The 14,567-nt window shown below is 39.6% G+C and carries 14 protein-coding genes; all 14 read left to right on the plus strand.

Translation table 11 applies throughout. The features are described from left to right. Window positions 1–82 precede the first annotated feature (82 nt). The 14 genes from SCI76_RS19930 (at window position 83) to SCI76_RS19995 (ending at window position 14,507) form a co-directional block, all read left to right on the plus strand. Entirely contained in the window at window positions 83–874 is a 792-nt protein-coding gene (locus tag SCI76_RS19930; RefSeq protein ID WP_013058808.1) for a DUF3388 domain-containing protein, read from the plus strand. Window positions 875–886: 12 nt separating this feature from the next. Continuing rightward, entirely contained in the window at window positions 887–1,879 is a 993-nt protein-coding gene (locus tag SCI76_RS19935; RefSeq protein WP_234419915.1) for a RodZ domain-containing protein, read from the plus strand. 144 nt (window positions 1,880–2,023) lie between these two features. Continuing rightward, window positions 2,024–2,608 carry a CDP-diacylglycerol--glycerol-3-phosphate 3-phosphatidyltransferase gene (gene pgsA / locus SCI76_RS19940; RefSeq protein ID WP_028411382.1) on the plus strand — a complete coding sequence of 195 codons (585 nt, stop codon included), beginning with the start codon at window positions 2,024–2,026 and terminating at the stop codon, window positions 2,606–2,608. 16 nt (window positions 2,609–2,624) lie between these two features. After that, on the plus strand, window positions 2,625–3,866 hold the full coding sequence (locus SCI76_RS19945) for a competence/damage-inducible protein A (RefSeq protein WP_048019864.1): 1,242 nt from the start codon (window positions 2,625–2,627) through the stop codon (window positions 3,864–3,866). Window positions 3,867–4,065: 199 nt separating this feature from the next. Next, on the plus strand, window positions 4,066–5,103 hold the full coding sequence (gene recA, locus SCI76_RS19950) for a recombinase RecA (RefSeq protein ID WP_013058804.1): 1,038 nt from the start codon (window positions 4,066–4,068) through the stop codon (window positions 5,101–5,103). A 281-nt stretch (window positions 5,104–5,384) separates the two neighbouring features. Further along, a complete protein-coding gene (rny, locus tag SCI76_RS19955) occupies window positions 5,385–6,944 on the plus strand; it encodes a ribonuclease Y (protein ID WP_013058803.1) in 1,560 nt (519 codons plus the stop codon). An 81-nt stretch (window positions 6,945–7,025) separates the two neighbouring features. After that, window positions 7,026–7,823, plus strand: coding sequence for a TIGR00282 family metallophosphoesterase (locus SCI76_RS19960; RefSeq protein WP_028411380.1), 798 nt, complete (start codon window positions 7,026–7,028; stop codon window positions 7,821–7,823). A gap of 223 nt (window positions 7,824–8,046) precedes the next feature. Continuing rightward, the gene (gene spoVS / locus SCI76_RS19965) at window positions 8,047–8,307 is read left to right on the plus strand and encodes a stage V sporulation protein SpoVS (protein ID WP_003181955.1); all 261 of its coding nucleotides are present in this window, start codon (window positions 8,047–8,049) and stop codon (window positions 8,305–8,307) included. A 75-nt stretch (window positions 8,308–8,382) separates the two neighbouring features. Then, window positions 8,383–9,300, plus strand: a complete 918-nt coding sequence (locus tag SCI76_RS19970) for a dipeptidase (RefSeq protein ID WP_048019865.1) — start codon at window positions 8,383–8,385, stop codon at window positions 9,298–9,300. A gap of 185 nt (window positions 9,301–9,485) precedes the next feature. Next, a complete protein-coding gene (locus SCI76_RS19975) occupies window positions 9,486–9,662 on the plus strand; it encodes a hypothetical protein (protein WP_014458494.1) in 177 nt (58 codons plus the stop codon). Between the two features lie 17 nt (window positions 9,663–9,679). After that, the gene (locus SCI76_RS19980; RefSeq protein ID WP_048019866.1) at window positions 9,680–11,437 is read left to right on the plus strand and encodes a 2-oxoacid:acceptor oxidoreductase subunit alpha; all 1,758 of its coding nucleotides are present in this window, start codon (window positions 9,680–9,682) and stop codon (window positions 11,435–11,437) included. After that, window positions 11,424–12,290, plus strand: coding sequence for a 2-oxoacid:ferredoxin oxidoreductase subunit beta (locus SCI76_RS19985; RefSeq protein WP_013058799.1), 867 nt, complete (start codon window positions 11,424–11,426; stop codon window positions 12,288–12,290). Before SCI76_RS19980 ends, SCI76_RS19985 begins: the two co-directional genes overlap by 14 nt. 254 nt (window positions 12,291–12,544) lie before the next feature. Further along, window positions 12,545–14,074 carry a tRNA (N6-isopentenyl adenosine(37)-C2)-methylthiotransferase MiaB gene (miaB, locus tag SCI76_RS19990; protein ID WP_025601388.1) on the plus strand — a complete coding sequence of 510 codons (1,530 nt, stop codon included), beginning with the start codon at window positions 12,545–12,547 and terminating at the stop codon, window positions 14,072–14,074. A 1-nt stretch (window position 14,075) separates the two neighbouring features. Further along, window positions 14,076–14,507, plus strand: coding sequence for a RicAFT regulatory complex protein RicA family protein (locus tag SCI76_RS19995; protein ID WP_013058797.1), 432 nt, complete (start codon window positions 14,076–14,078; stop codon window positions 14,505–14,507). Window positions 14,508–14,567: the final 60 nt, after the last annotated feature.

The raw sequence follows: 14,567 nt of genomic DNA on the forward strand, positions 1-14,567 counted from the left end.
ATAATGGAAATCATTTATAGTTAAACTAGGTGAAAAAAAGGGGGCACCTCTCGAAGGCCAGCCAAGAAATGGGAGGGGTTTGATGGAGAAAATTGAGTGGTATTTAGAATATCAAATACAAAAAAATCGTCCGGGTCTTTTAGGTGATATTTCATCGCTTCTTGGAATGTTGTCAATTAATATTGTCACAATTAATGGAGTGGATGATATTCGCCGTGGATTATTGCTGCGCTGTGATTCACATGAGCAAATAGACAGGCTTGAATCTATTTTGAAAACAATGGATAATATCATTGTGACAAAAATGAGACCGCCTAAATTGCGTGATAAGTTAGCAGTGCGTCACGGTCGCTATATTCAGCGTGACGCAGATGATAAAAAGACATTCCGTTTCGTAAGAGATGAATTAGGTTTGCTCGTAGATTTTATGGCGGAACTGTTTAAACAAGACGGTCATAAGCTTATCGGTATTCGAGGTATGCCGCGAGTAGGCAAAACCGAATCGATTGTAGCAGCTAGCGTATGTGCGAACAAAAGGTGGCTTTTTGTGTCTTCTACACTCTTAAAACAAACGATTCGCAGTCAGCTTATTGCTGACGAATACAACGCTGATAATATTTTTATCATTGACGGGATTGTATCGACAAAACGAGCGAATGAAAAGCACTGGCAGCTTGTTCGAGAAGTAATGAATGTACCCGCGACAAAAATCGTGGAGCATCCGGATGTATTTGTACAAAATACCGAGTATTCGTTAGATGATTTTGCCTACATTATTGAAATAAGAAATGACCCCAATGAGAAGATTACATATGAAATAATGGAAGGTCCTCAAATGTTTCAAGACGGTGGATTATCGATGTTTGATTTTTAGCATAATTGGTAGGTGTTAGCATTGACAGAGTTAGGACAAAGGTTAAGACAAGAACGAGAAAGCAAAGGATTGTCGTTAGAGGATTTACAAAAACTAACGAAAATTCAAAAACGCTATTTACTTGGCATTGAAGAAGGCAATTATGAGGTTATGCCAGGGAAATTTTACGTACGAGCGTTTATTAAGCAATACTGCGAAGCAATTGGGTTGGACACAGATGCTATTTTTGAAGAATACAAATCAGACATTCCTTCAACTCAAACAGAAGACATGCCGCAGCAGCTTTCGCGCGTTCGCAGCCGCAAAGAAATTCCTCAGCATACAAAAGGAGTTTCAAAAGCATATGACTACCTTCCAACTGTTCTAGTGGTGGCGGGAGTTGTAGTTGTTGGGATTATTATTTGGGTAATCGCTCAAAATATCGTCTCGGATAAAAACAAGGAGCAGGCTAATCAAGAAGCTCCAAACAGCGAAGTTCAGCAGTCTAACACGCAGGAAGAAACGAATGAAACTACTGCAAAAAATGACAATAGCAAGTCAGAAGATGAACAAAGTGCTGCTGATAAGAAAGAAAAAGAAAAAGCTGAAAAAGAAAAAGCCGCAAAAGAAAAAGCTGAGAAAGAAAAAGCTGAGAAAGAAAAAGCTGAAAAAGAAAAGAAAGACAGCGGTAAACAAGAATACAAGGAAGTTCAAAAAACAGGCAGAAGTGCTACGTATGCTCTTTCCGGTACAGATGCATTTAACCTAGAAGTAACATCCACTCAAGCAGATACTTGGTTAGATGTGAAAAATGGAAAAGGAAATGCTTTCTTTAGCTCCATTCTAAAAAAAGGTGAAACAAAAGAATTTGATTTGACGAAAGAAACGGAAGCTCGTGTCAACATCGGTTATTCACCTGGAGTAGAGTTAAAAGTAAATGGAAAAGCGGTTGACTTGCCGTTTGATTCATCCAAGCAAGTTCGACAAGTTGTAACGATTCAATATCAGCCGGCAGAAGCACAGTAAACAGCCTGTTTTAAAAAGTGGTCAGGGTGTAAATAAAGATAATATGTGAATTAAACACTCATTCACGCTATAATAAAACCAAAGCCGTGCAAACAACTTCGTTTGCACGCTTTCAGTTTGTAACAGTAATTGGAGGCAGAAGAAGTGAATTTACCAAACAAGATTACCATTTCGCGAATTTTTCTAATTCCCGTATTCCTCATTTTTATGATGGTGCCGCTACCATTTGGCACAGTGGAGGCAGCAGGAAAAGAGATTCCGATCGCTCATCTATTAGGGGCGGCATTATTTATTATTGCATCTACAACAGACTGGATCGACGGATACTATGCAAGAAAGTACGATTTAGTCACGAACTTGGGCAAGTTTTTAGATCCACTAGCAGACAAGCTGTTGGTTTCAGCTGCGCTTGTAGCTATTGTTGACTTAGATTTAATTGCAGGTGCAGGATGGGCTGCTATCATCATTATTAGCCGTGAATTTGCTATCACAGGTTTAAGACTTGTACTAGCAGGGGAAGGAGAAGTTGTAGCAGCCAATATGTTAGGTAAAATTAAAACATGGACTCAAATTTTAGCTATTTCAGCTATTCTGTTGTACAACTTGCCTTTTGAATGGATTTCCATTCCGTTTGCTAGCGTAATGCTTTGGATCTCAGTGATTTTTACGGTTATTTCAGGCTGGGACTACTTTGCTAAAAACAAACAGGCTTTTGTTAATTCAAAATAAGTAAGATGGAGATGATATGATGAACGCTGAAATTATTGGAGTCGGCTCTGAGCTGCTGCTTGGGCAAATTGCCAATACAAACGCTCAGTATTTATCGAAAAAATTAGCCGAACTTGGAATTAATGTTTACTATCATACAGTAGTAGGAGATAATGCACAGCGCTTGAAAGAAGTGATTGTTACAGCTCAAACACGTGCAGAGTTAATTATTTTCACAGGCGGGCTTGGTCCTACAAAAGATGATTTAACAAAAGAAACAATTGCGAGTGTGCTAGGAGTAGAGTTGACAACAAATGCGGAAGCACTTGAAAGCATTGAAGCCTATTTCAAACAGTCAAATCGTATCATGACACCTAACAATAAAAAACAGGCAATTGTACTTGAAGGTTCGACAGTGCTCCCTAATGATTACGGAATGGCTCCAGGTATGGGGCTTACAGTAGAGGGAAAACACTATATGCTATTCCCAGGGCCGCCAAAAGAGCTCTATCCAATGTATGAAGCATATGGTCAAGAATTTTTAGCTCAAAAGCTTGAATTAAAAGAAAGTATTGAATCACGCGTTCTTCGTTTTTTCGGAATAGGAGAATCACAGCTTGAGACGGAAATTGAAGATTTGCTTGATGCGCAAACAAACCCGACGATTGCACCGCTTGCAGGAGATGGAGAAGTGACGCTTCGCTTAACTGCTAAGCACGCTGATGCTGCTGAAGCACAGCGCATGTTAGACGAAGTGGAAAAAACCATTTCAGAGCGCGTAGGCGAGTATTTATATGGATACGAAGCAACTTCTTTACATAATGAATTGGTAAAAGAATTAACGGCACAAGGTTTGACGATTGCTTCAGCCGAAAGTTTAACCGGCGGGTTATTCAGCGAACGTTTAACAACTGTTTCAGGTGCTGGAGAAGTTGTTAAAGGCAGCCTGGTAGCCTATCATTATGAAATCAAGCAAAATATTCTCGGAGTGAGCGAACACACGCTGAATCAGTACGGAGCCGTTAGCGAGCAGTGCGCGGCTGAAATGGCTCAGCGTATTCAACAGTTATACAAAACGGATATTGGCATCGGTTTTACGGGTGTAGCTGGACCCTCTAAACAAGAAGGACACCCTGTAGGAACAGTGCATATAGGGGTCGCTTATAAGGATCAAACTCCTCAAGTTTACAGTTTGCAGCTATCTGGAAGGCGCCAAGGAATTCGTTCACGAACGGTTAATTACGGCTGTCATTACGTATTGAAGACGATAAAAAAATAAAGAAAAAAGGCTGCTTAGTTTTACCAAAGCAGCCTTTTTTTAATTTTATAAAAAACGAACATTTATTCGCTTTTTGCTTGTCAAACGACCCAAAAACTAGTATAGTAAGTTATAGAAAGTTGTTAATTCGACATTGCTACTACATCGTAGTAAGTTTGCAGTTTATAGATGATTTCAAAGAGATAGAGGAGGAAATTGAGTGAACGATCGTCAAGCAGCCCTTGATATGGCTTTAAAGCAAATTGAAAAGCAATTTGGTAAAGGTTCAATTATGAAATTAGGTGAACAAACGGAAAAAAGAATTTCTACAATTCCAAGTGGTTCATTAGCATTAGATATAGCTTTAGGCGTAGGTGGATATCCACGTGGACGTGTGGTGGAAGTATATGGCCCAGAAAGCTCAGGTAAAACAACAGTTGCTCTTCACGCGATTGCAGAAGTTCAACAGCAGGGCGGACAGGCTGCATTTATCGATGCGGAGCACGCGTTAGATCCTGTATATGCTCAAAAATTAGGTGTTAATATTGATGAGCTGTTATTATCTCAGCCTGATACAGGAGAACAAGCTTTAGAAATCGCTGAAGCTTTAGTTCGAAGCGGCGCAGTAGATATTATTGTTGTTGACTCAGTAGCAGCGTTAGTGCCAAAAGCGGAAATTGAAGGAGAAATGGGAGACTCTCACGTGGGTCTACAAGCTCGTTTAATGTCTCAAGCATTGCGTAAACTATCTGGAGCTATCAACAAGTCTAAAACAATCGCTATCTTTATTAACCAAATTCGTGAAAAAGTCGGCGTAATGTTTGGTAACCCTGAAACAACTCCTGGTGGACGTGCGCTTAAATTCTACTCTTCAGTGCGTCTAGAAGTGCGTCGTGCAGAGCAGTTAAAGCAAGGAAATGATATCGTAGGTAACAAAACAAGAATTAAAGTTGTGAAAAATAAAGTAGCTCCGCCTTTCCGTGCTGCCGAAGTAGATATTATGTACGGAGAAGGTATTTCAAAAGAGGGTGAAATTTTGGATATCGCTTCTGAACTAGATATTGTCCAAAAAAGTGGATCTTGGTATTCATATAATGACGAGCGTCTAGGTCAAGGCCGTGAAAATGCAAAGCAATTCTTAAAAGAAAATACTGATATTCGTCAGGAAATTGCGGGACAAGTGCGTGAACATCATGGTTTAGACCAAGATGGAGAGCCAGCTCCTGAGGATGACGATCAAGGCGATTTAAATATTTAATTTGCTGCGAGATAAAAAAAAGACTCCTCTATTTCAAAGAAGGGGTCTTTTTTTTGTAAAAATTGTTAATGCTAGAAAAGTAACATGCGAAATTTCAATATATACTGTAGAGGCAGGCTTGACAATAAAAATGCACAGATTTACAATTAAGATGTATATTTTCCCTTTTTAAAACATTTTAGCGTTTAAAAGCCTTTGTGTGTATATTGAAAGGTGAATACGATGTACATGCCGACATGAAATTTAAAACTTACAAGTTTATAGCAAGGGGAGGTGAAATGATGGATACTAATACAATCATCTTCGCTTTGCTTGGCCTAATCGTCGGTGCAGTTGTTGGCTTTTTTGTTTGTAAATCGATTGCTGAAGCTAAAATTGCGGGAGCAAAGTCTAGTGCAGAACAAATTATTGATGAAGGAACCCGCGAGGCGGAAGCTTTGAAAAAAGAAGCTTTACTAGAAGCGAAGGATGAAATCCATCAGCTTCGTACAGAGGCAGAACAAGATATTCGTGATCGTCGAGCAGAACTTCAAAAACAAGAAAATCGATTAATGCAAAAAGAGGAAAATCTTGATCGTAAAGACGAATCACTTGATAAACGTGAAGCGTTACTTGAAAAGAAAGATGATTCTCTTACTGTTAAACAACAGCATATTGAAGAGATGGAAAGCAAAGTTGAAGAAGTAGTACGTGCACAGCAAACAGAGCTAGAGCGCATTTCAAGCTTAACAAGAGAAGATGCAAGAGCGATTATTTTAGATCGTGTTGAAAATGAACTTTCTCACGACATTGCAATAATGGTAAAAGAAACAGAAAACCGTGCAAAAGAAGACGCCGATAAAAAGGCGAAAGAAATTCTTTCACTTGCTATTCAGCGTTGCGCAGCAGATCATGTTGCTGAAACGACTGTCTCAGTTGTTAACTTGCCAAATGACGAAATGAAAGGCCGAATTATCGGTCGAGAAGGTCGAAACATCCGTACGCTTGAAACTTTGACAGGAATTGATCTTATTATTGATGATACGCCAGAAGCAGTTATTTTATCAGGATTTGACCCAATTCGTCGTGAGACAGCAAGAATTGCACTTGATAAACTCGTTCAAGATGGTCGTATCCATCCCGCACGTATTGAAGAAATGGTTGAAAAATCTCGCCGCGAAGTGGACGAATATATTCGTGAAGTCGGTGAACAAACGACGTTTGAAGTCGGTGTTCATGGGTTGCACCCAGACTTGATGAAAATTCTTGGTCGCTTAAAATTCAGAACAAGCTATGGTCAAAATGTGCTGAAACATTCAATGGAAGTAGCGCATTTATCAGGACTTATGGCTGCTGAATTAGGTGAAGATGAAACGTTAGCCAAACGAGCAGGGTTGTTACATGATATTGGTAAAGCAATTGACCATGAGGTAGAAGGAAGCCACGTAGAAATCGGTGTTGAATTAGCTACAAAGTATAAAGAACATCCGGTTGTTATTAATGCGATTGCTTCTCACCATGGAGATACAGAACCAACATCAATCATTGCTGTACTAGTTGCAGCAGCGGATGCATTATCTGCTGCAAGACCAGGTGCTCGCAGTGAGACGTTAGAAAACTACATTCGTCGTCTTGAAAAGTTAGAAGAAATTTCAGAGTCTTATGAAGGCGTTGAAAAATCATTTGCAATTCAAGCAGGGCGTGAAGTTCGTATTATGGTGAAACCAGATACGATTGGTGATCTAGAAGCGCATCGACTTGCTCGAGATATCCGAAAACGAATTGAAGATGAGCTGGATTATCCTGGCCACATCAAAGTAACGGTTATTCGCGAAACAAGAGCAGTAGAGTATGCAAAATAAAAATGAAGTGGCGTTTCGCCACTTTATTTTTTTTCGTAGAGATGAAGATGCAGATTAAGAATGAAGTATAGGAGCTTTTACATGAGAATTTTATTTATTGGAGACGTAGTTGGTTCTCCAGGCCGTGAAATGGTTGAAGAATATTTACCGAGATTAAAAAGAAAATACTCTCCGGGACTTACAATTGTGAATGGAGAAAATGCAGCTTCAGGAAAAGGAATTACCGAAAAGATTTATCGTCAGTTCTTACAAGCAGGGGCTAACATTATTACTCTTGGTAACCATGCGTGGGACAAACGTGAAATTTTTGATTTTATTGACGATGCAAAAAATCTTGTTCGTCCAGCAAATTTTCCTGAAGGTACACCTGGCAAAGGAATTACGTATTTTACGTACAATCAGCTTGAGGTAGCCGTGATTAATTTACAAGGGCGTACGTTTATGGCTCCGCTCGATTGTCCATTTCAAAAAGCAGATGAATTAATTGAAGAAGCACGCCAGCGCACTCCGCTTATTTTTATTGATTTTCATGCTGAAACAACAAGTGAAAAGCAAGCGATTAGCTGGTATGTGGACGGTCGTGTCAGCGCTGTTGTCGGCACTCATACGCATGTTCAAACAGCTGACAATCGTATATTGCCAAAAGGAACAGCCTACATCTCTGACGTAGGAATGACGGGACCTTATGACGGCATTTTAGGGATGGAGCGCGAAGCAGTTATTAAGCGTTTTTTAACGTCTCTTCCTGTTCGATTTGAAGTGCCAAAAGAAGGAAGAACGCAGCTTAGTGGAATCGTTATTGATATTGATCAAAAGACGGGGAAAGCAACAAAAACAGAGCGAATTTTAATTAACGAAGATCATCCGTTTTTTGAATAAAGGGAAAAAGTCAATGTGTCGAAAGGCAATACATTGGCTTTTTTATTTTGTCAAAAACGTAAAAAGAAAAAAGAAAGGTGTAGAAATATAAGTTTTTGAATATTTAGGAAAAACAAGCAGGAATACGTTTGACATATCGTGAATATAGTAACATTGAAATCAATTAAGTCATTGGTCTAATGATCTCTCATCATACATTGTAAAGAATAAGGAGGAGCTAGATATGGAAATATTAAAAGTTTCAGCAAAGTCTAATCCAAATTCAGTTGCTGGTGCCTTAGCAGGCGTGCTGCGCGAACGCGGCGCAGCAGAAATTCAAGCCATTGGGGCCGGGGCACTTAATCAAGCAGTAAAAGCTGTAGCAATCGCAAGAGGGTTCGTTGCACCAAGTGGGGTTGATTTAATCTGCATCCCAGCTTTTACAGATATTCAAATTGATGGAGAAGAGCGAACAGCCATTAAATTAATTGTAGAGCCGCGATAATTATAAAAACCACGGACCTGTAAAGCATAGAAGCCAAACAGGTCCTTTTTGTATAGAGTTAAAGGGGTGTTGGTTGTGATATTTGATGCTCATTGCGATGTATTAATGAAGCTCTGGTTAAATAAACGTTTATCTTTTACATATGATTCAGCGCTGCATGTTACGTTAGAAGGCATAAAAAAAGCAAAAGGGAAAGTTCAGCTATTCGCTATTTATATTCCAGAAGCGGTTCCGGCAGCTCAGCGCTTTGATGTTGTGTTAGAAATGATTCAGCTGTTTCAGAGTCATATTTTATCGCTTCCCGGTGTAAAATGGGTTCGTTCAAAGCACGATATAGATAGCTTGAAAAAAGGTGAACTTGGAGCCATGCTGACGCTTGAAGGGTGCGATGTCATTGATACAAGTTTAGTTCGCTTAAAGACACTTTTTTCACTGGGTGTACGTTCAGTAGGCTTGACATGGAATTACAGCAATGCTGTATGTGACGGTATTTTAGAACCTCGAGGCGCGGGGTTATCTTCTTTTGGAAGAGAAGTTGTTGAATTGAATAATGAACATAAAGTGTGGACGGATGTCTCTCATTTATCGGTAAGAGGTTTTTGGGATGTGATTGAGCTAGCGCAATATGTAGTGGCTACTCATTCCAATTCACACGTATTGTGTTCTCATCCCCGGAATTTAAGAGACGATCAAATTCATGCTTTAATAAAGCGAAACGGCGTGATTGGCATTACGTTTGTCCCTGAATTTTTAACGAGCTCTGCCAAAGCGCAAATAGCGGATGTGATCCGTCACCTTGATTACATGTGTGAAAGAGGAGGCGAATACTCCGTTGGTTTTGGCTCTGACTTTGACGGCATTGACAAAACGGTTCATCGTCTCGGAAGATATGAACAGTATACGAATTTAATCGAAGAACTCCTTAAGCATTACACTGAGGAGCAGGTAAAACGTTTTCTGTTTCAAAACTTTGCTGATCGTGTATGCAGCTAATAAAAAAAGAGCTTTTTCTTCTTGGGAAAGCTCTTTTTTTATAGAAGATATTTATATACTAATGCCTCATTTGAAGACAGAAAAGATCATTAAAAAACTTCATCTTATTCATTAAATATAAATATAATTAAAACGATTGAGAATTCAATGGAAAGGGTTGCATTTTTCTGGCAATCGGAATAAAATTGAAAACGGATTATGGAGCTGCTCAAGCAGAAACGTATCCTGTACAGCGACAAGGTGCTGTGGGAGTTTTGCGAATGATTTTGGTTCGTGAAATGCAGAAGCAAATGAAATCGTTTGCTAATTTACTTTTTTCAGTTTTTATCAATAAAATAGATTTCTATATTAAGAGCAATTAAAGGAGTGGCGTTGATTTATGGTACAGCAACTTTCATGGAAAGTTGGCGGACAGCAGGGTGAGGGAATCGAAAGCACGGGAGAAATCTTTTCAACCGCTTTAAATCGATTAGGTTATTACTTATACGGCTATCGTCATTTTTCTTCTCGTATCAAAGGTGGACATACAAATAATAAGATCCGAGTGAGTACAACTCAGGTTCGATCTGTGTCAGATGATTTAGATATTTTAGTTGCGTTCGATCAGGAAACAATCGATGTAAACGTCCATGAGCTGCGCGTAGGAGGCGTTGTAATTGCAGATGCGAAATTCAACCCAAGTCTGCCCGAAACATGTACAACTGCTACGCTATACGCTGTTCCGTTTACAGAAATTGCAACGGAACTAGGAACGTCGCTAATGAAGAACATGGTTGCTGTAGGCGCTTCAAGTGCTGTGCTTCATATTGACACAGAAATATTTGAAGAAGTAGTGCTTGAAATCTTCGGTAAAAAGGGCCAAAAAGTTGTACAAAAAAACATGGAAGCTATTAAAAAAGGTGCAGATTACATTCGTGAACAGTTAGGCGAACAATTAGAAACAATGAAACTAGATCCAGCGGATGGTAAAAAACGTATGTTTATGATTGGAAACGATGCGATTGCACTAGGTGCTTTAGCCGGTGGGGCTCGTTTTATGCCAGCATATCCAATTACCCCTGCTTCAGAAATCATGGAATACTTAATTAAAAAGCTTCCTCAATTCGGTGGAACCGTTATTCAAACAGAAGATGAAATCGCAGCATGTACGATGGCTATCGGAGCTAACTATGCAGGCGTACGTGCGCTGACAGCATCAGCTGGACCTGGTCTATCATTAATGATGGAGTCGATTGGATTAGCGGGCATCACTGAGCAGCCTGTTGTGATTATTGATACGCAGCGCGGCGGTCCAAGTACAGGGCTTCCAACTAAGCAAGAACAGTCTGACTTAATGGCTATGATTTACGGTACGCACGGTGAAATTCCGAAGATCGTCATGGCGCCAAGTACGGTTGAAGAAGCATTCTACGATACGATTGAAGCGTTTAACTTAGCAGAAGAATATCAGTGTCCAGTTATTATGCTAACGGATTTACAGCTTTCACTTGGGAAACAGTCGGTAGAACCGCTTGACTATAACCGCGTTGAAATCCGCCGCGGCAAGCTTCAGCAAGGAGAGCTAGAAGAGTTGGAAGAAAAACAATACTACAAGCGCTACCGCGTAACAGAAGACGGCGTATCACCACGCGTCATTCCAGGAATGAAGCATGGCATTCATCACGTAACGGGAGTAGAACATGATGAGACAGGAAAGCCATCTGAATCTCCGGTGAACCGCGATGATCAAATGAATAAGCGTCTTCGTAAAACAAAAGGAATTCGTTTTAATACGCCAATTCATGTTCACTCTCAAGAAAAAGAGTCTGATATTTTATTTGTTGGATTTAATTCGACGCGTGGAGTCATTGAAGAGGCAATGGAACGTTTGGAACAGGATGGTATAAAAGTCAACCATGCTCACATTCGTTTGATTCATCCTTTCCCAGCTGACGAACTGCTTCCTTACGTGCAAGGAGCTAAAAAAGTAGTCGTCGTTGAAAACAATGCTACTGGACAGCTTGCTAATATTTTAAAAATGAATATCGCAAGTCATGATAAAATTCAAAGCGTATTGAAGTACGATGGAAATCCATTTCTTCCGCAAGAAGTATACGCAAAAAGTAAGGAGATGTTTGTGTTAAATGGCAACGTTTAAAGATTTTCGTAACAGTGTAAAACCTAACTGGTGTCCGGGGTGTGGAGATTTCTCCGTACAAGCAGCCATTCAACGCGCATCTGCTAACGTAGGTTTAGAACCTCATGAGCTTGCTGTTATTTCAGGTATTGGATGTTCTGGACGTATCTCTGGTTATATTAATTCATATGGTTTTCACGGTATTCACGGACGTGCGCTTCCAATCGCTCAAGGTGTAAAAATGGCTAATCGTGACTTAACCGTTATCGCATCTGGCGGTGATGGAGATGGGTTTGCTATCGGTATGGGACACACGGTACATGCGATTCGCCGAAACATCGATGTAACGTATATCGTAATGGATAACCAAATCTATGGTTTAACAAAAGGACAAACATCTCCTCGCAGTGAAGTAGGATTCAAGACAAAAAGTACGCCTGAAGGATCAATCGAGTCGTCTTTATCTGTCATGGAGCTGGCGTTAACTTCTGGAGCAACGTTTGTAGCGCAAAGCTTTTCAACGAATTTAAAAGAGTTAACAAGCTTAATTGAACAAGGCATTCAGCATAAAGGTTTTTCTTTAATTAACGTATTTAGCCCGTGCGTAACGTATAACAAAGTGAACACGTATGATTGGTTTAAAGAAAATCTAACTAGTCTTAGCACAATTGAAGGTTATGATGCAAACAATCGTATGCAAGCTATGCAGACGTTAATGGAGCATAATGGCTTAGTAACAGGGCTTATTTATCAAAATGCGCATCAGCCGTCGTATCAGCAGCTTGTTCACGGCTATAGTGAAGAGCCGCTGTCAAAAGCAGACTTAGGTATGACTGAGGAAAAATTTGATGAGCTAGTGGCTGAATTTATGTAAAAGAGGCTGCAATAAAAGCAGTTTAGTAGAGGGAAAATCCGAACGGTAAATTGAGATTCTTAATGGAGAATTCAGCTCGTTCGGATTTTTTCATAGTCATAGGTATAGAAAATAGGTATATGATTGTGTTCGCTACTTGAAAGTTATATACTATGTTAATGTGATGAGTTTTATGCATAAGCATAAGGCTGTCACATTTTTTTGCGATTTACAGGTGCAACGTGACAATTGTCATGGCGAAAGGAGATTTTTTTATGAACGAAAAACAACGTTTAGAAAGCAACCAAGTTAATCCAGCGGACAAAAAATCCGAAAAGGATTACAGCAAATATTTTCAAACAGTATACATGCCACCTTCTTTAAAAGATGCGAAAAAACGAGGAAAAGAAGAAGTTTCCTATCACAACGATTTTGCAATCGATGAACAGTTTCATGGAATGGGACAGGGACGTAAGTTTTATATCCGTACGTACGGCTGTCAAATGAATGAGCACGATACAGAAGTAATGGCTGGTATTTTTCTAGGCCTTGGCTACGAGCCGACTGACTCTGTTGAAGATGCTCATGTTATTTTATTGAATACGTGTGCGATCCGTGAAAATGCGGAAAATAAAGTGTTTGGTGAATTAGGACACTTGAAGGCCTTAAAGCGCGAGCGTCCTGAGCTATTAATCGGCGTCTGCGGATGTATGTCTCAAGAAGAGTCAGTTGTAAATAAAATTTTACAAAAACATCAGCACGTGGATATGATTTTTGGTACACATAACATTCACCGTTTGCCTCACATTTTGAACGAAGCATACTTAGCAAAAGAAATGGTGATTGAAGTATGGTCTAAAGAAGGGGACGTTATTGAAAACCTTCCAAGAGCACGTAAAGGCAGCGTCAAAGCATGGGTTAACATCATGTACGGCTGTGACAAGTTCTGTACGTACTGTATCGTTCCGTATACGCGAGGAAAAGAACGAAGCCGCCGTCCAGAAGATATTATCCAAGAAGTACGTCATTTAGCTGCTCAAGGCTACAAAGAAATTACGCTTCTAGGCCAAAACGTTAATGCATACGGAAAAGATTTTGAAGACATGACGTACGGCTTAGGCGACTTAATGGACGAAATCCGTAAAATTGACGTTGCTCGTATCCGTTTTACAACAAGTCATCCTCGTGACTTTGATGATCGTTTAATTGAAGTTCTTGCTAAAGGTGGAAATCTTGTCGATCACATTCACTTGCCTGTTCAATCAGGAAGCAGTGATATCTTAAAAATTATGGCACGAAAATATTCTCGTGAACATTATTTAGAGCTTGTTCGTAAAATTAAAGAAGCCATTCCAACGGCATCATTAACAACTGATATTATTGTTGGTTTCCCAAATGAAACGGATGAGCAGTTTGAAGAAACAATGTCGCTATATCGTGAGGTTGAATTTGATAGTGCTTATACGTTTATTTATTCACCTCGTGAAGGTACGCCGGCTGCTAAGATGCAAGACAACGTACCAATGGAAGTGAAAAAAGAGCGTCTTCAGCGTTTAAATGCTCTTGTAAATGAAATTTCTGCAAAGAAATTGAAGGAATATGAAGGTAAAGTTGTCGAAGTATTAGTAGAAGGTGAAAGTAAAAATAATCCGGAAGTACTAGCAGGCTACACGGAAAAAAGTAAGCTTGTAAACTTCAAAGCACCTAAGTCAGTGATTGGGCAACTTGTAAAAGTAAAAGTTACAAAAGCCAAAACATGGACATTAAACGGGGAAATGGTAGAAGAAACAGCAGAGGTGAAGTAATATGGCGCAGTATAACAAGAGTGACGTAATTAAACGTGCTCAAGAGCTGGCAAAAATGATTGCTGAAACGGAAGAAGTAGATTTCTTCAAGCGTGCCGAAGCTCAGCTTAACGAAAATCAAAAAGTGCGTGAAACCATTGCAAGCATTAAAAGTTTGCAAAAACAAGCTGTTAATTTCCAACATTATGGTAAAACAGAAGCGTTAAAACAAGTGGAGGCAAAAATCGATCGTTTACAGGAAGAACTGGATGAACTGCCGATTATTCAGCAGTTTCAAGAGTCTCAAATAAACGTGAATGATTTGCTTCAACTTGTCGCTAACACTATTTCAAACACAGTAACAGATGAAATTATTGTGTCAACAGATGGTGATTTACTGCGTGGTGAAACAGGTTCACAGGTGCGAAACAGCCCTGGATCTAGCTGCTCATAAAGAAAAAATGCCTTAGCAAATTGCTGAGGCATTTTTTTGTGCATCACGTGTGCATTATGT

This window comes from Priestia sp. HNGD-A6, assembly GCF_045784335.1.
GTDB lineage: Bacteria > Bacillota > Bacilli > Bacillales > Bacillaceae_H > Priestia > Priestia zanthoxyli.

What these genes read in the sequence shown, in the direction of transcription:
- SCI76_RS19995 (WP_013058797.1), top strand. Translation starts at nt 14,076, where the DNA reads ATGGCGCAGTATAACAAGAGTGACGTAATTAAACGTGCTCAAGAGCTG.
- spoVS (WP_003181955.1), top strand. Translation starts at nt 8,047, where the DNA reads ATGGAAATATTAAAAGTTTCAGCAAAGTCTAATCCAAATTCAGTTGCT.
- SCI76_RS19945 (WP_048019864.1), top strand. Translation starts at nt 2,625, where the DNA reads ATGATGAACGCTGAAATTATTGGAGTCGGCTCTGAGCTGCTGCTTGGG.
- miaB (WP_025601388.1), top strand. Translation starts at nt 12,545, where the DNA reads ATGAACGAAAAACAACGTTTAGAAAGCAACCAAGTTAATCCAGCGGAC.
- SCI76_RS19980 (WP_048019866.1), top strand. Translation starts at nt 9,680, where the DNA reads ATGGTACAGCAACTTTCATGGAAAGTTGGCGGACAGCAGGGTGAGGGA.
- SCI76_RS19985 (WP_013058799.1), top strand. Translation starts at nt 11,424, where the DNA reads ATGGCAACGTTTAAAGATTTTCGTAACAGTGTAAAACCTAACTGGTGT.
- SCI76_RS19930 (WP_013058808.1), top strand. Translation starts at nt 83, where the DNA reads ATGGAGAAAATTGAGTGGTATTTAGAATATCAAATACAAAAAAATCGT.
- SCI76_RS19960 (WP_028411380.1), top strand. Translation starts at nt 7,026, where the DNA reads ATGAGAATTTTATTTATTGGAGACGTAGTTGGTTCTCCAGGCCGTGAA.
- rny (WP_013058803.1), top strand. Translation starts at nt 5,385, where the DNA reads ATGGATACTAATACAATCATCTTCGCTTTGCTTGGCCTAATCGTCGGT.